This window comes from Arcanobacterium wilhelmae, assembly GCF_029632765.1.
GTDB classification, from domain to species: domain Bacteria; phylum Actinomycetota; class Actinomycetes; order Actinomycetales; family Actinomycetaceae; genus Arcanobacterium; species Arcanobacterium wilhelmae.
The window spans coordinates 1,388,809-1,410,212 of sequence record NZ_CP121247.1 but is presented as its reverse complement, the minus strand read 5'-3'; the positions used below and the strand labels follow the sequence as shown (position 1 = coordinate 1,410,212).

At 60.2% G+C, this 21,404-nt stretch carries 13 protein-coding genes and 3 tRNA genes; 7 read left to right on the top strand and 9 right to left on the bottom strand.

The window, feature by feature from the left end; all coding sequences use genetic code 11:
• Positions 1–100 precede the first annotated feature (100 nt).
• The 4 genes from P8A24_RS06350 to P8A24_RS06335 form a co-directional block, all read right to left on the bottom strand.
• Complete coding sequence (locus P8A24_RS06350) at positions 101–817, bottom strand: YggS family pyridoxal phosphate-dependent enzyme (protein ID WP_278057778.1); 717 nt, start codon at positions 815–817, stop codon at positions 101–103.
• Entirely contained in the window at positions 814–3,474 is a 2,661-nt protein-coding gene (locus P8A24_RS06345) for a DEAD/DEAH box helicase (protein ID WP_278057777.1), read from the bottom strand. Before P8A24_RS06345 ends, P8A24_RS06350 begins: the two co-directional genes overlap by 4 nt.
• Positions 3,475–3,537: 63 nt before the next feature.
• Positions 3,538–4,623 carry an SGNH/GDSL hydrolase family protein gene (locus P8A24_RS06340; protein WP_278057776.1) on the bottom strand — a complete coding sequence of 362 codons (1,086 nt, stop codon included), beginning with the start codon at positions 4,621–4,623 and terminating at the stop codon, positions 3,538–3,540.
• A 68-nt stretch (positions 4,624–4,691) separates the two neighbouring features.
• A tRNA-Lys gene (locus P8A24_RS06335) sits at positions 4,692–4,764 on the bottom strand.
• Between the two features lie 198 nt (positions 4,765–4,962).
• Between P8A24_RS06335 and P8A24_RS06330 the strand changes: the two genes are divergently transcribed.
• Together P8A24_RS06330 and P8A24_RS06325 are read left to right on the top strand one after the other, a co-directional pair.
• Positions 4,963–5,895, top strand: a complete 933-nt coding sequence (locus P8A24_RS06330) for an ATP-grasp domain-containing protein (RefSeq protein WP_278057775.1) — start codon at positions 4,963–4,965, stop codon at positions 5,893–5,895.
• A 104-nt stretch (positions 5,896–5,999) separates the two neighbouring features.
• A tRNA-His gene (locus tag P8A24_RS06325) sits at positions 6,000–6,075 on the top strand.
• Positions 6,076–6,128: 53 nt separating this feature from the next.
• Here the strand turns inward: P8A24_RS06325 and orn are convergent.
• Positions 6,129–6,812, bottom strand: a complete 684-nt coding sequence (gene orn, locus P8A24_RS06320) for an oligoribonuclease (RefSeq protein WP_370870583.1) — start codon at positions 6,810–6,812, stop codon at positions 6,129–6,131.
• Positions 6,804–6,876: transfer RNA gene (locus tag P8A24_RS06315), tRNA-Arg, on the bottom strand. The genes orn and P8A24_RS06315 overlap by 9 nt, the downstream gene beginning before the upstream one ends.
• Before the next feature lie 136 nt (positions 6,877–7,012).
• Between P8A24_RS06315 and P8A24_RS06310 the strand changes: the two genes are divergently transcribed.
• The 4 genes from P8A24_RS06310 to ettA all read left to right on the top strand — a co-directional run bounded on the left by P8A24_RS06310 (position 7,013) and on the right by ettA (position 12,516).
• On the top strand, positions 7,013–8,575 hold the full coding sequence (locus tag P8A24_RS06310; RefSeq protein WP_278057773.1) for a GTPase: 1,563 nt from the start codon (positions 7,013–7,015) through the stop codon (positions 8,573–8,575).
• Positions 8,572–10,011 carry a GTP-binding protein gene (locus P8A24_RS06305; protein WP_278057772.1) on the top strand — a complete coding sequence of 480 codons (1,440 nt, stop codon included), beginning with the start codon at positions 8,572–8,574 and terminating at the stop codon, positions 10,009–10,011. The genes P8A24_RS06310 and P8A24_RS06305 overlap by 4 nt, the downstream gene beginning before the upstream one ends.
• A 122-nt stretch (positions 10,012–10,133) precedes the next feature.
• Positions 10,134–10,685 carry a single-stranded DNA-binding protein gene (locus P8A24_RS06300; RefSeq protein WP_278057771.1) on the top strand — a complete coding sequence of 184 codons (552 nt, stop codon included), beginning with the start codon at positions 10,134–10,136 and terminating at the stop codon, positions 10,683–10,685.
• A gap of 148 nt (positions 10,686–10,833) precedes the next feature.
• Positions 10,834–12,516, top strand: a complete 1,683-nt coding sequence (gene ettA / locus P8A24_RS06295) for an energy-dependent translational throttle protein EttA (RefSeq protein ID WP_278057770.1) — start codon at positions 10,834–10,836, stop codon at positions 12,514–12,516.
• A 143-nt stretch (positions 12,517–12,659) separates the two neighbouring features.
• On the opposite strand, the gene P8A24_RS06290 is transcribed toward ettA, so the two are convergent.
• Complete coding sequence (locus P8A24_RS06290) at positions 12,660–13,559, bottom strand: acyl-CoA thioesterase (RefSeq protein ID WP_278057769.1); 900 nt, start codon at positions 13,557–13,559, stop codon at positions 12,660–12,662.
• Positions 13,560–13,715: 156 nt separating this feature from the next.
• Here P8A24_RS06290 and malQ point away from each other — a divergent pair, with 156 nt between their 5' ends.
• Positions 13,716–15,857 (top strand): 4-alpha-glucanotransferase, encoded by a 2,142-nt coding sequence (gene malQ, locus P8A24_RS06285; protein WP_278057768.1) that lies wholly within the window; start codon positions 13,716–13,718, stop codon positions 15,855–15,857.
• A gap of 675 nt (positions 15,858–16,532) precedes the next feature.
• On the opposite strand, the gene pepN is transcribed toward malQ, so the two are convergent.
• Positions 16,533–19,082, bottom strand: coding sequence for an aminopeptidase N (gene pepN, locus P8A24_RS06280; RefSeq protein ID WP_278057767.1), 2,550 nt, complete (start codon positions 19,080–19,082; stop codon positions 16,533–16,535).
• Between the two features lie 278 nt (positions 19,083–19,360).
• Positions 19,361–21,358 (bottom strand): M13 family metallopeptidase, encoded by a 1,998-nt coding sequence (locus P8A24_RS06275; protein ID WP_278057766.1) that lies wholly within the window; start codon positions 21,356–21,358, stop codon positions 19,361–19,363.
• Positions 21,359–21,404 lie beyond the last annotated feature (46 nt).

Below are 21,404 nucleotides of genomic sequence, written 5' to 3'. Positions count from 1 at the left end.
TTGTTTTGCCATCTCCCGGAGCGTCGGTGCGGTCACAGAACTATGCGCGCGGGCGTGGCCCGAACTCCATGCCAGGCTCATACGGGGCGGGTGGCTGGAACTATGCGCGCGGGCGTGGCCCGAACACCGCAGTCCCAACACGCACAAGGGTCGAACCCTCCGCGATCGCAATCTCAAGATCGCTGGTCATCCCCATGGACAGCACGTTGCCCGCGACGGTCCCGTCGGAGTGCATGTCCTCGAGTAGCGCGCGAGTCGCCGCGAAAGAACGTGCAATCGCACGCTCGTCATCTGTATGCGCACCGATGGTCATCAGCCCGTCCACGCGCACAAGGCTGATTGCTGCGATCTTTTCGGCAACTGCCCGGGCAGTATCCGGTTCGATCCCGAACTGAGACTGTGCGCCAGAGGCGTTAATTTGCAACAAGACGGAGTAAGGGCCTTTCGCCGTCCCCTCGGCGATCCGTACCCCCTGTCGACGCGCAATTCGTTCAGCAATTTTCACGGAATCGACGGTATCGATGCGCGTAGCGTATTCCATCGCTGTGGCAAGCTTGTTCGACTGTACGTGCCCGATCACCGTCGTTGAGTGGCGTGGGGCGTGTGCGTCACTGAGCCCGGTCTCTGCCTCGACAAGCTGCTGGATCATGTTATGCCCGAAATCTGTCACTCCCGCCTCGAGTGCCTCGAGCAGAGCCGTTACTGGTTGATACTTCGCGGCAAGTTGCAAGACGACGCTCCCGGTGTCGCGTCCCGCTACAGCCTCGGCAGCGGCAATGCGTTCGCGCACGACGGAAATGTTGTCTGGAATGCTCATCGTGCTCCCACCTTAATCAAGTGAAGTGCCAGCGAGTGTGCCTCGTCGGAGGCATCGAGATCAACGTACGCCCACAGCGCCCAATCGCCGTCGCCTTCGCCGTCGTCGATTGTTTGCGTCACTAGCCACACGCGCCCGGGCGCGTGCGCCTCGAGCAGGGCAGCCGCGTCGTCCTCGCTCATGCCAGCCGTGAGCAAATCCGCGTATGACGGATCCTCGAGCACCGCAAAGAACGCCTCCCCGCGGGCGGACGTGTCCGTGCCAACGTACTCGTAGTCGTCCCAGTACGGGTCGAAAGAATCGGCCCAGCGGTCTGCGTCCCATCCGGCGCCGCCATCGAGCGCGCCGAGCGCGTCCCAATCCTCACGGTCGATCGCCTCTACACGCGTGAACATTGCCCTTCGCACCGCCTTGCGCAACGCAAAACGGTTGCGCGTGAACGCGACGTTGCCATCGGCGTCGGCGCCGAAAGCTGCCTCCTCGCCGTCGGTAGCGTCGTCGTCGGAAAGGAGCGCCAGCTCGCCGGGCGTGACTTTACCATCGGCAAGGGCCTCCCACTCGTCGAGGAGCGAGGAGTCGATCGAACGCACGAGCCGTCCGAGCCAGTCAATGATGTCCTCGACCTCATCGGTGCGGGCTTCGTTCGGCAACGTCTGGCGCATCGCGCGGTACGTGTCGGTGAGGTAACGAAGTAACACGCCCTCGGAACGCGCCAGATCGTAACGCGAAACCAGCTCCGAGAACGTCATCGCCTCTTCGATCATTGCACGCACCACCGACTTCGGGCTCAGATCATGCCCCAGAACCCACGGGTTCGTCTGCGCGTAGGTTTCCAAGGCAGGCTCGAGGAGCTCTGCGAGCGGCTTCGGCCACGTGACCTCATCAGCCAGCGCCATCCGCTCGTTGTAGTCCATCCCTTCCGCCTTCAGTTTGCCGATCAGCTCACCCTTCGCGGCGTTGCGCTGGGCGTACAGCACTGGGCACGGATCCTCCTGCACGGATTCGATCACGGAGACGACGTCGAGGGCGTAGGTTTCGCTCTCTTTGTCGAGGAGGTCGAGCGCGGCGAGTGCGAAAGGCGCGAGAGGGGAATTCAGCGCAAAATCGTCTGGGACGTCGCGGGTGAAGTGGACGGCATTGTCGCCGGGATGCGCGGCACGCCAATCGCGCCTCTCGTGGCGGATCACGCCCGCCTGTTCGAGAGAGGCAAGGATTGACAGTGCCTGGCGCAGGAGCGGGTTGCGTGGCTCTTTCGGCTGGTGGTTGTCCGTCAGGAGTTGCCAGATCGCCTCCACGGGGCGTGTGCGCTGGAGCAAGTTCAAGATCATCGCGTGGTTGACGCGCATCTGCGACGAAAGCTTCTCCGGCTCGGCCTCGATGATCCGCTCGTACGTCTTCTCTGACCACGACAGCCCCTCCGGGGCTTTCACTTTCTGCACGCGCTTGATTTTCGCCGGATCGTCGCCAGCCTTGCGCAGACGGCGCGCGTTCTCGATCTCGTGCTCGGGAGCCTGCACGACGACGAAACCCATCGTATCGAAGCCCGCGCGGCCCGCGCGGCCCGCGATTTGGTGGAATTCGCGCGCCTGGAGGTGGCGCATCCCAGCGCCGTCAAACTTCACGAGCGACGTGACAAGTACCGTACGGATCGGCACGTTGATCCCGACGCCGAGGGTATCGGTCCCGCAGATCACGGACAGCAGGCCCGCCTGCGCGAGACGTTCGACCAGCCTGCGGTAGCGGGGAAGAAGACCCGCGTGGTGGACGCCGATTCCGGAACGCAGGAGCTTGGAAAGCGTTTTCCCGAAGCCGGGGGAAAACTTGTAGTTCCCGAGCGCCGTGGCGATCTTTTCCTTCGCCTCCTTCGAAATCGCGGAGATCGACTGCAGCGCCATCGCCTGTGCGACGGCCTCGCGCTGCGAAAAATGCACCACGTACACGGGCGCCATGTGCGTATCGACGAGCTCCTTGATGACCTCGGCGATTGGCTCCGTCGACCACGTGTAGTGGAGAGGAACCGGGCGCTGCGCCTCGGACACGACCGAGACGGGGCGGCCGGAGCGGCGCTCGAGATCCGCTTCGAGAGCAGAGGTATCGCCAAGTGTGGCCGAGAGCAGGATCTGTTGTGCGTGAGTGATTTCGAGCAACGGAACCTGCCAGGCCCACCCGCGCTGCGGATCCCCGTAGAAGTGGAACTCGTCCATCACCACGACGTCGGCGTCGGCATCATCGCCGTCGCGGAGCGCGATATTCGCCAAAATCTCGGCCGTTGCGCACACGATCGGTGCGCCCGCGTTGATCGACGAATCGCCCGTCACCATGCCGACGTTGTGGGCGCCAAATGAGCCGATCAGTTCGAAAAACTTCTCCGAAACGAGGGCCTTGAGCGGAGCCGTATAGTAGGCAGTTTTCCCTGTGGCGAGCGCACAGAACAGTGCCTGCATGGCGATCATCGACTTGCCCGAGCCCGTGGGGGTTGCAACGATCACGTGATCGCCCGAGACGATATCCAACAGGGCCTGCGCCTGGTGAGGGTACATTTCTTTGCCGGTGGAGGCCACCCAATTCTCGAACGCCTCCGCGATCGCCTCCGGCGGGGGAGTGAGGCCGTGGGTATCTTCGAGCGCGTCAAGTGCGCGGTTCAGGGAGTCGTTCATAACGTCTATTCTACGCAAACGGCTTCTCGCCGACGTCGGCGGGCACCGACGTCGGGAGCTGTGTCACTTTGCGGGTAACTGGAGCGTTTCGCGCACCTGCTTCTCGACGACGCTGGCGATCGCCGCCCAGCCCTCGCGCGTCGGATGGAAATACTCGCGCACATTCCACGTGCCGAACGGGCCGATGATCCACGAGTCCTCTGGCGCTTCGGGGTCGAAGGAGTGCTTTGCGAGGGCGGAGCGGGTAGAGACGAAGTGGACATTGGCTCCCGCGCTCGCAGCGGCAGCTTCCCCTGCTTGGTCCGCAGCGTTTTGGAGGGCAGTCAGGCGCTTGCTCACGTCCACTTTCGGAGCAATGGTGCCACCGAGTGTGAAATGGTCATTGCCGAGGAGTGTGGGGTAGCCAACGAGGAAGACCTGCGTGTTGCTTCCAGACGCTTCGGAGATGCCGGTGAGCGTGCGCGTGAGTTCGCTACGAAACTCTCCGCTCACGTAGTTTTCGGCGTGGGAGAGTGCAACGTTGCAGGCGCGAGCTGAGCGGGCTGTGAGACATCCTGCGGCGATTGCGGCGAAACCGGCGTCGTTGCCACCGATGCTCACGAGTACGACGTCGGTGGTCTTCGTTACGGCGCTGACCTGCGTTTTGTTCGTCGCTGAGCACCACGCCGTCGCTGTGTAGTCATTTCCGTGGTTGGATTGTGCGCTCAGAGACATCGAGATATCCAGATTCGCGCTTTTCGTTGCACATACTCCCTCGGAACGAGCACGCTCCTGCCATTCCTTCCACGGATCGTTTGCCTCCGTGATCGTGAAGGTGCGTGTTTCGTGTGTGAAGTTTCCGAGCTTCTGCGGAGCGGACGTGATGGAATCGAGCACCGCAGAAGAGCAGGACGCGTCGGTGAAGCGTGCGTTGAGTGCCGTGGCAACTAGGGCGCCGTAGTTGAAAGGAGAGCGCCAGCAATCAGTGTCGGTATATTCGCCCGCGCCATTGCCGGACGCGTAAGAATCGCCAAGGAGAACGACGTCGAGAGGCTCCTTTTTGCTCGAGGTGGTCGAACCAGGGCGAGTAGCGGCGATGATCCACCACCCGACGGCGATCAACGCCGTGACCACAGTGAGCGGAACCAGTGCGATGGCAATTTTCTTCATGAGGGTCCTGAAAATGTGAGGAGTGGATACGAAAATGACCAACCTTTCGGTTGGTCATTTTCGATTCGTACACCGCCTGGGACTTGAACCCAGAACCCTCTGATTAAGAGTCAGATGCTCTGCCAGTTGAGCTAGCGGTGCTCGTTGCTTTGCGTTGATTGCCTCGCAACGAAAAAATACTTTAGACCTCTTCGCTGGTGAATGCAAATTCGTTCGCCCTTATTTTGCTGTGACCTCTCGCACATGGTGTTTTCTGGCATGAATCAAGCATTGGGGAGCCGTGGGGGTGCTTTCCCGCTAAACTGGGGAGCGAATTGGCGTAGAGCAAAGGGAGGCAACGTGGCAGCACCGATCGTCACACTGGCAACGGCAGAAGAATTTCCGCATCTCGATTCTGACGATCAGAATCTGCCTGATGCTCTGCGAGAGCGTGGCATGGAGCCGCGTATTGCGGTGTGGAACGATCCGTCGGTGAACTGGGCTGAAGCTGGCACGGTGATCGTGCGGTCCACTCGCGATTATGCTCGCGATCCGAAGGGGTTCATTGGCTGGGCAAAATCGCTTCCTCGTGTTTTCAACTCGCCGTGGGCGATGGAATGGAATCTCGACAAGCACTACCTGAAGGGCCTACAAGAGGTGGGCCTCCCGACGATTCCGACTACCTGGCTCGAGCCGGAGCAGAAGCTCTCGAAGCAGCAGATCCACTCCCGTTTCCCTGCGTGGGGTGATTTTGTGGTCAAGCCGGCTGTGTCCTCGGGCGGCCGTGGAACGGGGCGTTACACGGCCACCGACGCGAAGTCGCGCGCAGAAGCGATCTTGCATGCGCAGTATGAGCTTGAGCGTGGGCGTACGGTGATGGTCCAGCGATACCTGTCCGAAATCGATCATTCGGGTGAGACATCCCTGATCTACTTCAATGGGCTCGCGTCTCATCAGGTGGAGAAGGCGGCAATGCTTCACCCGCGCTACCGGTCGGCCATGGATTCCTCGATTGCTGACGAGGTGGTGCATGCTGCGGCACCATCGGAGAAGTACTGGCACTGGGGTGAACGGATTCGTCAGGCCCTCCACTCGGAGCTGCGCAAGTTTGCTGGGCACGATGAACTCTTGCTTTTCAATCGGGTGGATGTTGTCCAGGGTGGGCCAGACTCTCCTGAGGATTTCTATGTGATGGAGATTTCCTTGATTGACGGATCTCTCTACCTTGGTTCCAGCGACGAACACCTCGATCGTTTTGCGAATGCGATCCAAGTGCGCGTGTTTGATCGCTAATTGAGGGGCATTCGTGCTGGTGAGGTGCATCACGCGCCTCGAATTTCGCTCGCACCAATGTGCCTGCTATAGTTGTTCTTCGTTCCCATGGGAACAACGCAATGGTGGCTGTAGTTCAGCTGGCAGAACGCCTGGTTGTGGTCCAGGAGGTCGCGGGTTCAAGTCCCGTCAGCCACCCCAATAAAAATCCCCAGCACGAAAGTGCTGGGGATTTTTATTTTTTACGACGCCGATTAGTTGGCTTCGTGAGCTTGGTCGGCTCGTGTGCGGGTGAGGTTGTTGAGAACGTCAGCTGCTGCCGCGCGAGCTTCCTCGGAGGTAGGGCCGTCGCCCTTCGGCATGAGGACTGCGCGGTAGTAGCGCAATTCGTCGATCGAATCGTAGATATCGCCTAGTGCCTGGTGGTTGCCCGACTTCTCCGGAGCAGCGAAGTATGCGCGCGGATACCAGCGTTTCGCGAGCTCCTTAATCGACGAGACGTCCACGATGCGGTAGTGAAGGTAGTCCACAAGCGCCGGCATATCGCGGTACAGGAACATGCGATCAGTTCCCACCGAGTTGCCGCCGAGCGGAGCTTTGCCTTTTTCGACGAAACGAGAGATGTATTCGATCACCTGAGCTTCGGCGTCGGCCATCTCCAGCCCGTCGTCCCATTTGTTAATCAGGCCGGTAACGGTGTGCATGTTGCGGACAAAATCGTCCATATGCTCAACCGAGCCGGGGGTGGGCTTCATCACGAGGTCCAAGCCGGCATCGAGCGGGTTGAGTTCCGAATCGGTGACCACAACGGCGATTTCGACGAGCGCGTCCTTTTCCAGGTCGAGGCCCGTCATTTCACAATCAATCCAAACAATTGGCGTATTTTGCGCAGGAAAATTACTCACGCGCCCTATTTTACCAGCCCTCAGTGCCCCCATCCGGATTCGAACCGGAAACCTGCAGATTAGAAGTCTGTTGCTCTATCCGTTGAGCTATGGAGGCGCAGTAGCCAGTGTAGTGGGGAAGTGGGTGCGGCTGAAACTTGAGCGGCTTGGCTGAGAGTGATCATGGCAAATGTGGTGAGAAAATGCCGCGTCGAACACCACTTATAGGCGTATTTTCAAGCATAATAGAAGTTGTGAATACTGCATCGAATTCGGAACTTGTGGCCCTTGTTGAGCGCACTGTTGGCGCACTTAAGGGAGTTACTTTGCCTTTGGACATGCCCGGCGCTAACGAATTGAACACCACTCGCCGCCAGTTGCTTGCCCAGCTCGAGTCCCGTATCTTGCCGCACCTGCGTGAAACTGAAGTTCCCACGATCGTGGTGTTGGGCGGCTCGTCGGGTGCAGGGAAATCGACGCTGTTCAACTCAGTTCTTGGCGAGGAGGCGAGCGAGGCGGGCGTGCTACGGCCCACAACTCGCACCCCAGTGATCGCGATTCACCCCAGTGACAAGCGCTCGATGAGCCGTCATGGCATTGGCAATTACGGCAAGTTTGTTGAGGTGGCGGGCGGAATCCCGGGAATCGCGTTCGTCGATGCCCCGGATCTAGATTCGGTAGATGAATCGAACCGTGAGCTTTCCGCACGCCTGATGGATTCGGCGGATTTGTGGGTTTTCGTCACCACAGCTTCGCGTTATGGTGATGCCGTTGCCTGGTCCACGCTGGAGACTGCTCGCCGTCGTGGCATCACCACTGCGGTTGTGCTTGATCGCGTTTCGGAGCGCGCTTTCGCGCCGGTGCGTGAAGATCTGGTGAGCCGGATGGCCCAGATGGATCTTGCCGATTCGCCGCTGTTTATTATCCCGGATCAGGGTCCGCACGAGGGGCTACTACCCGCGAATGTCGTTGCCGAGTTCCGCGGTTGGTTGGAGACGATCGCAGCGCGCAAGATGGGGGAGGCGTTGGTTGACCGTACGACGGCGGCCACGCTGCCGCATCTGCGCACCGACTTGACTGTGCTCGCTGAGGCTGTAGAGATGCAGTCCAACGCGATTACCGATTTAAAGGACAAGGCTCGCGAGGCCACTTCCGCGCCACTTGAGAAGTTGGCAACCAACATCGAACACGGGCGTTTCGGGCGTGGTGCGCCAACGACGTCGTGGCTCTCCCTCGCGTCTACAGGCGGCCCGCTGGCGTCGCTGGTTGCGGGAAGGAAGCCGGGTCTTTTCGCGAAGCGGAGGGGCGGCGAGCGCGATAATGCCATGTCGGCGATTTTCGATGCGGTTCTCTCGTCCGCGCGTGTGGCTCTTGTCCAGGGGATCTTGGCGGCTCGGGGAAATGTGGAAACGGCTTGGCGTGAGGATATTGCGAACCTTGATGAGCTCGCGAAGGCCGCGTCGGCCTCGGTAAATCCAGACGAAATCGCGGATCGTACACTTGCTGCGTGGGCACGTGATCTTCGTGCATCTGGTTCGAAGGACAACGCCTGGCTCTCCGGCGTCGGTGTTGCGGCGTTGATCGGTGCCGCAGCTGGCGGGGTTGCTGGCGCGCAGAAGGCCGCGGCAGAACTCGGGTATGGGAGCCAGGTGGAGGCTGCGCGCGCCTCGCTCGCCTCGCATGTGCGCGAGGCGCTCGATGAGGTCACCTCCGCATATACTGGAGCGCTCGATGAAATTTCGGTCGGGGACGCCCGAGCGTTGCGCCTGAGGGCAAGTGAATTGTTGGATATCGAACACATGGTTGAGAGGGCATGATGGCCAAGGAAGTCACTAGTGAGCTCAGTGAGCGCCTGCGTCGCTTGCAGGTGGCGGTGAATTCGGGTGGTGAATTTTTTGACCCATTCGTCTCTGCTCGTGCGCAAGACGACCTGCGGCGAGCCGAGGAGCGCATGGAACTTGGTGCGAATCTGACTGTTGCGGCGCTGGTGGGTGGTACAGGTTCCGGCAAGTCGACGATGTTCAACGCGATCACAGGGCTTGATTTTGCGGATGCGGGCGAGCTTCGCCCGACGACGGAGCGTGCTGCAGCGTGCACGTGGAACGCGGATTCGCACGTGTTGCTGGATTACCTTGAGGTCAGCGAGGATCGCCGGATCGAGCATGGTTCGATTTTGACGGCTGGTACCGACAGGCTTGACGGGCTGGTGCTACTCGATCTGCCCGATCACGATTCGGTGGCGGTGGGGCATTCGGTGCTTGTGGAGCGTTTGGTGCCGATGGTCGATCTCCTGATCTGGGTGCTTGATCCTCAAAAGTATGCTGACGAGGTTCTGCACCGCGGCTTTTTGTCCGCCCTCGTTTCGCGTGCGGATTCGATGGTTGTGGTGTTGAACCAGATTGATACGGTTCCCGAATCCGGGCGTGAGGCGCTGGTTGCAGACGTCAAGGCTTTGCTCGAACGTGACGGCTTGCCCGGCGTTCCCGTGATGACGGCATCGGCGCTGCATGGGCAGGGCATCGATGCGATCCGCGACCGCTTGGAGGACGCTGTTTCTGCGGAGTCGATGACTGCGCGGACGGCTGCGGCGGAGCTTAATGCGATCGCGTCTCGGTTGCGTGCGAATTTGGGTGAGTCGGAGCCGAGGATGGACGAAGATGCGATTGACGAGATTTCTGAGCGGATTGTTCGTGCGTCCGGTGTTGGTGCAGTCGTCGAGTCGATTCGAGATTCGCAGGGGCTCACGGATTCAGCTCTGGTGATGCCCGAACAGCCGTCGAACACCATGGTCACTGCGATCCGTGATACGTGGATGGCGCACGTTCGTGAGGGGTTACCGATTCCGTGGCAGAACGCTGTTGCTGGGGAGGTAGCGAGCGCTGAACGCTTGCGACGCGCGATCGGCGGCGCGTTGCGTTCGGTGCCATTGCCGTCGATTAGCCGTTTCCCGTCGATTGTGCTGGTTGCACTGGGCGTGATTTTCATGGTGGCGGGGCTCGTATTGGCGATTATTGGCGTTCCCTTCGACGACGTCGTGGGTCGTTTCGCGTTCGCAGTGTTCGGCGTACTGGCGTTTGGAGTGTACTGGTGGCTAGCGAAGCGCAGGCTCGCACACTTTGCGCGTCAGGCGGCTGAGCGTTACGAGAAAGAGGTACGCCAGGCAATTGTCGGCGTAACGCGTGAGAATCTCGTTGACGGGGTCGATACGTTCCTTGAACGCCACCGCGTGACTCGTGAGGCTCTCAGCTTCTAAAAACTTATCCACATTTCAAGCGGGTGCCGGTTCTTTCCACAGGGGAGCCGGCACCCGTTTTGTTGCGCCGTGCAGGCGTCCAGACTTGGGGTGTCAACACAATTAGATTCGAAGGAGACACCATGTCGAACGACACCATCATTTCAGTCCGCGGTTTCGCTGCGGCCGACCCTCAGGTCTACACCAATGCCATCAATGCGGAGTCTGGTGAGAGCTTCGAGCGTAAATGCACCGTTTTTCGGATCGGGGTAACCCCTTCATACTATTCGACGCAAGCGAAGGATTTCCGTAACGGCGAGACTGCTTGGTACACCGTGCGCACGTACGGCGCGCTCGCGGATAACGTTGAGGAATCGGTCACCCGGGGCACGGCTTTGATGGTGCGCGGCCGGTTCACCGTGCGTCAGTACAAAGACAGTGAGGGAACCATGCGTTCCGATAACGTCATTATCGCTGATAGCGTGGGGCTCGATTTGAATTCGGGAACTGGACGTTTGGTGAAGCGCCGGCGTGAGCCTTTGCCGGGTGTTAAGGGCGAACCTGGAGCACCGCGAGAGGAATCAGTAGATGAAGCTACCGGCGAGGTGCTCGAGGGGGAGGTTTCGGCACAGGAGATGGGCGAGGGGCCACAGGCTCGCACCACCGACGTCGCGGATAATCTTGCCCATGTCTAGCCGGGAGCGTGTGGGCGGCCGCGGCGCCGCCCACACGCTCTGACGTGGGCATAATCTCCCAGTATTTAGCGGTTTTGGGCTGGGATAACCGCGCTTTTTTCGCTAGGGTGAGTTACGAGAATATCCGCGAAACGATGAGTGGAGAAACGTGGCTGAATTTATTTACACGATGAGCCGTGCCCGCAAGGTTGTCGGCGACAAAGTGATCCTTGACGACGTATCGATGTCGTTCTTCCCCGGGGCGAAGATCGGCATGGTCGGTCCGAACGGTGCTGGCAAGTCGACCATCTTGAAGATCATGGCCGGCTTGGATGAGCCCTCCAACGGGGAGGCGCGCCTCTCGCCGGGTTACACGGTGGGCATCCTGCAGCAGGAGCCGCCCCTGAACGAGGAAAAGACCGTCCTGGAGAACGTCCAGGAAGGTATGGGCGAAATGTTTCAGAAGGTGCAGCGTTTCAACCAGATTGGCCTCGAAATGGGCGAACCGGATGCCGATTTCGATGCGCTGATGGAAGAGATGGGCAAGCTCCAGTCGGAGATCGACGCGGCGAACGCGTGGGATCTTGATTCGCAGCTTCAGCAGGCGATGGATGCTCTGCGTTGCCCGCCCGGTGATATGCCGGTCAACGTGCTTTCTGGCGGCGAGCGCCGTCGTGTGGCACTGTGCAAACTTCTCCTTGAAGCTCCGGATCTGTTGCTCCTTGACGAGCCGACCAACCACCTGGACGCGGAGTCGGTGCTCTGGCTCGAGCAGCACCTCCAGAAGTACGCCGGTGCAGTCATCGCCGTGACCCACGATCGTTACTTCCTCGATCACGTGGCGCAATGGATTGCTGAGGTTGATCGCGGTCACCTCTATCCGTATGAGGGTAACTACTCCACCTACTTGGATACGAAGGCTGCCCGTCTCGAAGTCCAGGGCAAGAAGGACGCCAAGCTCAAGAAGCGCCTGAAGGACGAACTCGAATGGGTCCGCCAGAGTGCGAAGGGCCGCCAGGCGAAGTCGAAGGCGCGTCTTGCTCGCTACGAGGAGATGGCGGCCGAAGCTGAATCGCAACGCAAGCTCGATTTCGAAGAAATTCAGATCCCGCCAGGGCCGCGCCTTGGCAACGTGGTGCTCGAAGCAACCGATCTGGAGAAGGGCTTCGACGGCCGTACCTTGATCAAGGACCTCTCATTCTCACTTCCGCGCAACGGTATCGTGGGAATCATTGGCCCGAACGGCGTTGGCAAGTCCACCCTGTTCAAAACCATCGTCGGCCTCGAGCCGCTCGATGGCGGAAACTTGAAGATCGGTGAAACGGTGAAGCTCTCGTACGTGGACCAGAACCGTGCTGGTATCGATCCGGAAAAGACTCTTTGGGAGGTTGTCTCGGACGGCCTGGACTACATCCAGGTTGGCAACGTGGAAATGCCGTCGCGCGCCTACGTTTCCGCATTCGGCTTCAAGGGCGCAGACCAGCAGAAGAAGGCGGGCATCCTCTCCGGTGGTGAACGCAACCGCCTCAATCTCGCGCTTACGCTCAAGCAGGGCGGAAACCTCATCCTTCTGGACGAGCCCACCAACGATCTCGATGTGGAAACCCTCGGTTCCCTCGAGAACGCTCTGTTGAACTTTGCGGGTTGTTCGGTGGTCATTACCCACGATCGCTGGTTCCTCGACCGCGTAGCCACCCATATCTTGGCGTGGGAAGGAACCGAAGAGAATCCAGCGTCGTGGTACTGGTTTGAAGGAAACTTCGAATCGTACGAGAAGAATAAGGTGGAGCGTCTCGGCCCGGATGCGAACCGTGCCGGAGCGCAGGTCTACCGCAAGCTGACTCGCGACTAACACTTCGTGCAGATACGGATGGTGGTGTTGAGCTCTCGGGCTCAACACCACCATCCGTTTTCTTATTCGAGACAGTTCACAGACCTGGCGCGGTGCCGGTTTTCGCTCCGGCCCATGTTACTGACGAGGGCTGGAAAGCGGAACTAACCCCTCGAGTCTTTGCGTCGGACCATCCCCTCCTGGCTCATCGTGGCAACATGACGGCCCTTTTGGAAGAACTTCGCTACGGCCAGTCCGCGACCGCCCTGCGCCGATGGGGATGAAAGCTCCGCAAGAACCCAATCCGACATGTCAACATCGCGGTGCCACCAAATCTGGTGATCTAGTGTTGCCAGAGAAACCGCCGGATCGAGCCAGAACATGCCATGCATGCGCATGATCGGCTCGAGCATGAACTGGTCGGTCGCGTAAGCAAGCAGTGCTCGCTGTAACGTTTGACCTGCCTCGGGCAGAGGTGAACGGAGCCGGAACCAAATCAGATTCGGCTCCGAGGTGGCGGGAGCAGGACGCACCCACAGCGGCGGCTGGACATGCCGAATATCCACGGCGTTCGTCGAATTCATCATTCGTGCAACCGGCAGATCCAGGTTCGCAAAGAAGTCTGTCGACGACGCAAGCGACACCGGGTCCGGTGCGTGCGGCGTCGGCGACTCGTGCTCAACGCCGGGCTGGACCTCCTGAAACGAAGCTCGTGCATTGAAAATCATTCGCCCACCCTGCGAGGCATGGACGATGCGAGTGGAAAACGAGCGGCCGTCGAGGATTTCCTCAACCTCGAAATGGACGGGTTCACGCAAATCGCCAGGACGGAGGAACGCCGCATTAATCGAATGAATCTCACGGTCAGATTCGCCGTTGCCGAGCGTCGCTGCCGCGGCGATCACTGCCTGTGCAAACACCTGCCCGCCGTAAACACGCCCCGTGACCTGGTTGAGGTTGTTGCCCTCGTACGTGCCGAACGAAATCTCGCGCAACTGCAACGTTCGTAACACGGAACCAAGCGGTTCAGCGTCGGTCTGCGGCATCGTCAGGTACGTTGCCATTTGCTCTCCCATCGTCGTCTACTACTCGCGCTTTCCACACTAGCGGGAAATTCGTGGAATTGAGTTGCTCAAAACCCCTCTCCGAGACTGCAAGATTTTGCAATTCTTGGCATGATTAAGGCAAGGATCAGTGAAGTTCCACAATTAGGAGTCAATATGGCCTCTCGCGAGAAATTACTTTCATTGGCAAACGCCTACCGCGTTGCCACAGAGTATTGGGATTTTGATGGAAATCTTACCCAGGTAGAGGATGAGACCCTCTCCGCAGTCCTTGCAGCTATGGGTGTTGATACGTCGTCGGACGAGGCCGCGGATGCGGCGCTCAAGGCGAAAGACGAAGCTCCGTGGCGCCAGATTCTTCCTACCTGTACGGTTGCTCGCGACGATCAGGACTACTCTGTGCTCGTGCACGTGCCAGACGGTTGGTCGGTGAAGCTCGAAGCATACCTCGAGGACGGCACCACGATCACGTTGCCGCAGGCCGACGATTTCACGCCGCCGCGTAACATTGACGGACACATGATCGGTCAGGCTCGTTTCCTCGTGCCCGCGGGAACAGCAACCGGCTATCACACCCTTCACGCTGAGGTATCGTTTGAGGATTCTGAGGTTCGCCACGATTCAGCTCCGCTGATCGTCACCCCTGCGCGCCTGGATAACTCGACGCTCAATGAGCGTCGATCCTGGGGCATGATGGCCCAGCTGTACTCGGTGCGCTCCGCCGAATCGTGGGGTATTGGTGATACGCGTGATCTCGCGGAAATGGCGTCCACCTTCGGTGCTCTTGGCGCGGATTACCTGCTCGTGAACCCGCTGCACGCCGCGGAGCCGATCGAGCCGCTCGAGAACTCTCCCTACCTTCCGACTACCCGTCGTTTCTTCAACCCGATGTACATCCGCCCGGAGGATATCCCTGAGGTTGCCTACCTTTCCGGCCCGGATCGCTCGTTGGTGGCATGGGCTGGCGAGGACGTGAAGAAGGCGTCGCTGAAGAATGAGCATATTGATCGCAATGCTTCATGGAGTGCGAAGCGCAAGGCCCTCGAGGTGATCTACGCTGCTGGGCGTTCACAGTCGCGCCAGCGCGAGTTTGAGCGCTACTGCGAGATGGAAGGCCAGGGCCTGGCAGATTTCGCGCTCTGGTGCGCAATTGTTGAGCACTACGAAGGGGCTTTCCCGGAGAAGTTGCGCGATATCAAGTCGCCATACGTGGCGCGTGAGCGGCGCGAGCTCGCGGACCGCGTGCAGTTCTGGATGTGGCTCCAGTGGGTGATGGATTCCCAGCTTGAGGATGCTCAAGAGCTCGCAACGCGCGCTGGCATGCGCTTCGGTATCGCCCACGATCTTGCCGTTGGTGTGCACTCGGCCGGATCGGATCGCTGGACGATCCCTGAGGCGTTTGCGAATGGCGTTGAAGTGGGCGCTCCTGCGGATATGTACAACCAGCAGGGCCAGAACTGGTCGCAGCCGCCGTGGCGCCCAGATTCCCTGGAGAAGATGGCGTACTCGCCGCTTCGCGACATGGCTCGCACGGTGCTCCGCCATGCTGGCATGATCCGCGTGGACCACGTCGCTGGCTTGTTCCGCCTGTGGTGGATCCCGGTTGGTGCTTCGGCAGCGAAGGGCACGTACGTGTACTTCAACCACGAGGCAATGGTTGGCGTGCTGCTGCTGGAGGCGCAGCGTGCTGGCGCGATCGTGGTGGGCGAGGACCTGGGCACGGTTGAACCCTGGACCCGCGATTATCTCAAGGAGCGCGGCATCTTCGGTACGTCTGTGTTCTGGTTCGAGAAGAGCGACGACGGCATGCCGCTCCCGCCTGAGCAGTACCGTTCGGATGTTCTGGCTTCGGTTGATACGCACGATCTTCCCCCGGCCGCTGGATATCTTGCGGGCGAGCACGTGGAACTGCGCGAGCGTCTCGGATTGCTTGTTGAGCCAGTGGAGAAGGTCCGGGCCGATGCGGAGCTTGAGAAGGAGCAGGTGCTTCACCGTCTGCGTGAGTACGGATTGGTGGGGGAGAACCCGTCCGAGCGTGAGATCGTTGAGGCTTTGCACGTGTATGTGGCTCGTACACCGGCTCCGCTCGTTTGCGTGTCGCTCGTCGACGCCGTTGGTGAACGTCGCGCTCAGAACCAGCCGGGCACATTCAACGAGTACCCCAACTGGTGTATCCCGCTCGCGGACGGCACCGAGGAAGTGGTTCTCACGGAGGATCTTTCCACGAACCCGCGTCTGCAGTCGCTGGTTTCCACCTTGAATGCCGCCATGGCTGAAGAGGAAGCGAAGCGCCACTGAGAGGCGTACGCGATTTCGCGATACTGGCGATGGGAGTGTGCAGGGCACTAGACCTGCACACTCCCATCAGCGTATTCGGCGTCCTCACAAAGCTTTGAGCTATTTCGCTGGGCTGTTCCACACGGAACGTGTGATCGTGTGACGTGGGTGTGTCATCGGCTGAGAGGATTTCCTCAAACACAATGTGGATATTTTTCTTTCGGGTGTGTCAGAAAAAGTTCCTTTTGTTCAGAGTTGTCAGTGAACTGTTTAATGAATAGAACGATTTTGAGGATCTGTTTCAGGACTCTTTTGAATCTTTGCGAGCGATCGTGACGGAACCTTTATCTGGCGTCATTTTCTTCCTGTCGTGAGTGAAAAATCTGTGAAATTGCACTAGCCAAATGAAAAAACTGTGTGCTACGATTATGGCATCGGCGCTCCTAGTGGTGAGTTGGGGAGTTGCCGATTCGTCAGAAGCGTTGCAGGCTTAGCCTCCGCCGATGGCAGCTCGCCCGGGGAAACCCGGCGGACACGCACGTGTACGCACGTTTGAGTGTCACGAGGCGGGGAGGATGGTGAGCCTCCCCGCCTCGATTTTTCTTAACGAAAACAACGCGGATTAAAGGCCCAAAAACAAGGCGGCGGGTTTGGTCGTTGAACCAAACCCGCCGCCTTGTGGCGAATCACGCGTGATTAGGCGTCGGCTGCTTGCGCCTTCGCTGCGCGCTCGGCGCGATCCACTTCCTCCGAGACGAGGCGGAGCAGTGCCGGTGCTGCGCCCTTGTGATCTGCGAGCCACTGCTGGCCGCGAGCCACAACATCCTCACCAAGATCCTCGTGGCCCACAAGCTTCGTGGGGAACGTGTAGGAAATCATGTTCGAGGCGATCTCCAGCGTGCGATCGTTCCATACCTGCTCGAGGGACGCGAAGTAGCGATCCACGAACGGCACGAGAAGCTCGACGCTACCGCCAGCGAAACCGAGTGCCAGGTTGCGCTGAACCGTGTTCGGAACCTCGCCGCCGAGGATGTCGTTCCACACGCGATCCTTCACGCCGGCGTCGCATACCGACGCGCGAGCGCGAGCTGCACCAGCGGCGCCAGAAGCCGTGTTGTCACGCTCGGTGCGCTCCGCTTCGATCTCGGCCTCGCCAATGCGGCCAGCGGCTGCGAGACGGCGCAGGATGACCCAGCGGAAGTTAGCGTCAACCGCCAAACCCGCCGGAACCTCCGTGCCCTCGAGCCAGCCTGCAATGCGATCCAACTCTGCATCCGAATCTGCAAGATTCACTGCCGACATCGCGATCTGCAACTGACGATCCGACTCCGGCTCGGTACCAGCAACCAGCTCGAACATTGCCGCCGCCACGCGTGCCTTCAGGGCATCGCGCTTCGCTACCGACGAGTAGAGGTTCGTTGCAGTCTCAAGCTGCGAGAGCACGTAACGAAGAACAGTTCCGTGATCTTCCGTCTTGAGCGCCTCGAGAGCCAGCTCAGCGTACTGCGACGCCGGCATCTCGCCGTCGCGAGTCATATCCCACGCGGCAGCGAGCACGAGCGTGCGGGGGAGCTTCTCCTCAAAATCGTTAATGTGCTCGGCGGCGAACGCGAGCGAATTTGCATCCAGGCGGACCTTCGCGTACGTCAGATCGCCGTCGTTGATCAGGATAATATCCGGGCGTGCCTTGCCCACAAACTCCTCCACCGGCGTCGAAGCGCCGTCCACGTCCAGCTCCGTGTGGAGCACGCGCACGAGCTTGCCGCCCTCGAGCGAATAGCCGCCAACGCCCACGCGATGCGGGCGAAGCGACGCACGCCCGTCCGAGCCCTGCTCGATCGACAAAGCAGTGATCACGCCGTCGTCGCCAACCTCGAGCTTCGGCGAGAGCGTGTTAATACCTGACTCCTCGAGCCACAGCTTCGACCACGAGGCAAGATCGCGGCCCGACGCCTTCTCGAGCTCCGAGAGTAGATCGGCAAGCGTGGCGTTGCCCCAGCTCATCTTCTTCAGGTAAGCGGACACGCCACCAATGAACGCATCCCAGCCCACGTAAGCCACGAGCTGCTGGAACACTGAGGCGCCCTTGCCGTAGGTGATGCCGTCGAAGTTCACCTGCACGTCCTCCAGATCGCGGATCTCCGCCGCGATCGGGTGAGTGGAGGGAAGCTGATCCTGAGCCATCGCCCACTGCTTCTCCGAGGCGTTAAAGGTGACCCATGCGTCCGTCCAACGCGTTGCTTCGGCGGTGGCCACATGGCTCATGAACTCGGCGAACGACTCGTTCAGCCACAGATCGTTCCACCACTTCATGGTGACCAGATCGCCGAACCACATGTGGGCGAGCTCGTGCAGGACCGTCACGGCGCGGCGCTCGATCAGGGCGCCGGTGGCGCGGGAGCGGAACACGTAATCGTCCAGGATCGTCACACAGCCGGGATTCTCCATCGCGCCCGCGTTGTACTCGGGCACGAAAATCTGATCGTACTTGCGGAACGGGTAGTTCACATCGAAAGCGTCCTCGTAGAAATCGAGGCCAGCCTTCGTGATATCAATGATTTCCTGCCAATCAAGGTACTCGGCAAGCGAGGCGCGTGCGTACACACCCATGGGGATCACGCGACCATCGCGCGAGGTTGCAGTGTCTTCGCCGCCCACGTACGGGCCGGTGACGATCGCGTTGAGGTAGGACGAAATCTTCTCTGTGGGCGTGAAATCGAAACGGGCAGTTTCGCTATCGACCTCCACCGGCTCTGGGGTGGGCGAGACAGAGAACACGCGCCAGCCCTTCGGCACGCGCACCGAGAACTCGAACTGGGCCTTCAGATCCGGCTGCTCAAACACGGCGAAAACGCGGCGTGCATCGGGCACCTCGAACTGGGAGTAGAGGTAGACTTCGCCGTCGGCCGGATCGACTGTGCGGTGCAGGCCCTCGCCGGTGTGCGAGTATTCCATCGTGGCATCCACGACGAGCGTGTTGTGCTCGGCGAGGCCTTCGAGGGCAATGCGAGCGCCGTCGAAAGCTTCTGCCGGTACGTCGGCGCCGTTGAGCGTAATCTTCTCCACCGACTTCGCGAGCAGGTCCACGAACGTGGACTCGCCAGCGGCGGCATCAAAGGTCATTGTGGTGATCGAACGGAAAGTGTGTTCCGAGCCCACCAGATCAAGATCGATGTGGTACCCCGGGTTGGCGACGACAGCGGCACGCGCCTCGGCTTCGATACGGGTTAAGTTTTCGCCTGGCATGGACGTCCTTTCACGAGAAAAACGAAATCCCTTCCAGGGTACGCGTGAAAGTAGGTGAAGGGCGAATTTTTCCGCCGACGGCGGTGCCCAAGTTGCGCCCGCCCGGCGCAAGTTTCTTTTCGGGAGGGTTGCGTCCCGCCGGCGAGCGTAGGGCACTGGTGGGTTCGCGCGGTGGCGGTGCCTCGGCGTCGGCCTAGAGGTTTCGGCGTCACCGCCGCAAAAGTGGGGAGCGCTCCAGCCATTGCTGGAACGCTCCCCACGAAGCAAATTCGGCGTGTTTACCAGATGCGCACGCGATCTTCCGGAGGAAGGTACAGGGCGTCGCCTTCCTTCACGTCAAACGCTTCAGCGAAGGCATCGACGTTCTTCACCACGCCGTTCGCGCGGAACTCCGCCGGCGAATGTGGATCGGTGGCGACTCGCTGAATCATCAGCTCGTCGCGGCGGATTTCCTGCCAAATGCGGCCGTAGGAGAGGAGGACGCGCTGGACGCCCGTGTAGCCTTCGATCACCGGAGCATCCGCAGAGCCAGCCAGGCCCGCGCGCTTGCAGGCGATATCGTACGCTTTCAGACCAATGCTCAGGCCGCCAAGATCGCCGATGTTCTCGCCGAGGGTGAGGGCGCCCTGCACGTGGTGCGGGCTATCCTCACCGAGCTGGGCAGGAACGTAGGCATCGTATTGGCCCACAAGGGCGGCCGTGCGCTTTTCGAACTCGGTGCGATCGGCGTCGGTCCACCAGTTGTTGAGCTGGCCGGTGCCATCGTATTTCGAGCCCTGATCGTCGAAGCCGTGGCCGATCTCGTGGCCGATCACTGCGCCGATTGCGCCATAGTTCCAGGCCGGATCGGCATCCGGCTGGAAGAACGGCGGTTGCAAAATAGCGGCCGGGAACGCGATCTCGTTGGTGGGTGGCATGTAGTAGGCGTTGACCGTTTGCGGGGTCATCAGCCACTTCGAGCGGTCGACCGGCTTCGAAAGCTCGTCGATCTGGCGCGCCCAATCGAAGCGAGCCGACGCGCGCACGTTACCCACGAGATCCTCGGCGTTCACCTCGAGCGCCGAGTAATCGATCCACTTTTCCGGGTATCCGATCTTCGTGGTGAAGTGCTCGAGCTTGTCGAGAGCCTTTGCCTTCGTTTCTTCCGTCATCCAATCGAGCGTGGTGATCGACTCGCGGTAAGCCTGGAGAAGATCGGCCACCAGCTGGTCCATGAGCTCCTTCGAGCGCGGCGGGAAGTGCTTAGCCACGTAACGCTTACCCACGGCCTCGCCCACAGCACCGTTCACGAAGCCGACGGCGCGCTTCCAACGATCGCGCTGCACCTCCGAACCCGAGAGCACCTTGCCGTAGAAGTTGAAGTTCGCCTGCGAGATCTCTTCCGACAGGTACGGGGCACGGGCGAGGATCGCGTGCCAGGTGGCGTACGTGCGCAGATCCTGAAGGTCCGCCTTCTCCCACTCGGTGGCGAAACCGGCCATCGTCGACGGCGAGGTGACGATCAACTTCGCCATGTTCTCTTCGCTCAGGCCGGCTGCCGCGAAGAACGGTGCCCACGCAAAGCCCGGAGCGCTCGCCACAAACTCGCCGAAGGCCATGACGTTGTTGGTCTTTTCGGCGTCGCGCATCTGCACCGGCGTGAGGTGATGCGAAGCGAAAGCGGATTCAACGCGCAAAATCGCGGCTGCGGCCTCTTGTGCAACCTCAGCTTCAGCGCCCGTCGTCAGTGCCCACAGCACCGGCACGAATTCGCGGTAGGCCGCGAGAATCTCCGCGTACTGCTCCTCGCGGTAGAAGGATTCGTCCGGCAGGCCCAGGCCTGACTGGTAGAGGTAGACCGCGTTGAAATCCGGGTTGTTCTTATCGTTCGAGACGTATGGGTAGGCCGGAACGTCCACGCCGGTGGGCAGGAGCCCGCCGAGAACCGTGGCGAGCTCATCCTTCGAGGTGGCGCCGTTGATGAGATCGAAATCCTCGGTGAGGGGAGCGGCGCCGAGCGCGTTCACGCGCACTTCGTCCATAAACGACTCGTACAGGCCTGCGATCTGTGCTTCTTCCGGATCTGAAGAATCTGCGCTGAGCTCTTCGATAATCGCACGAACATCCACTTCGGACTGGTTGCGCAGATCGATGAACGAGCCCGTGGAGGACTGATCAGCGGGAATGGTGGCGGTCTTCAACCACTCACCGTTGACGTGGCGAAAAAGATCGTCTTGCGGGCGCACGGAGTGATCGAGGCCGGCAAGAACTTCTTTGGTAGTTGCATCAATATCCATGAAAAGAGTGTACATGGGGCAAAGTGGATGAGAACAGTTGCCAGCA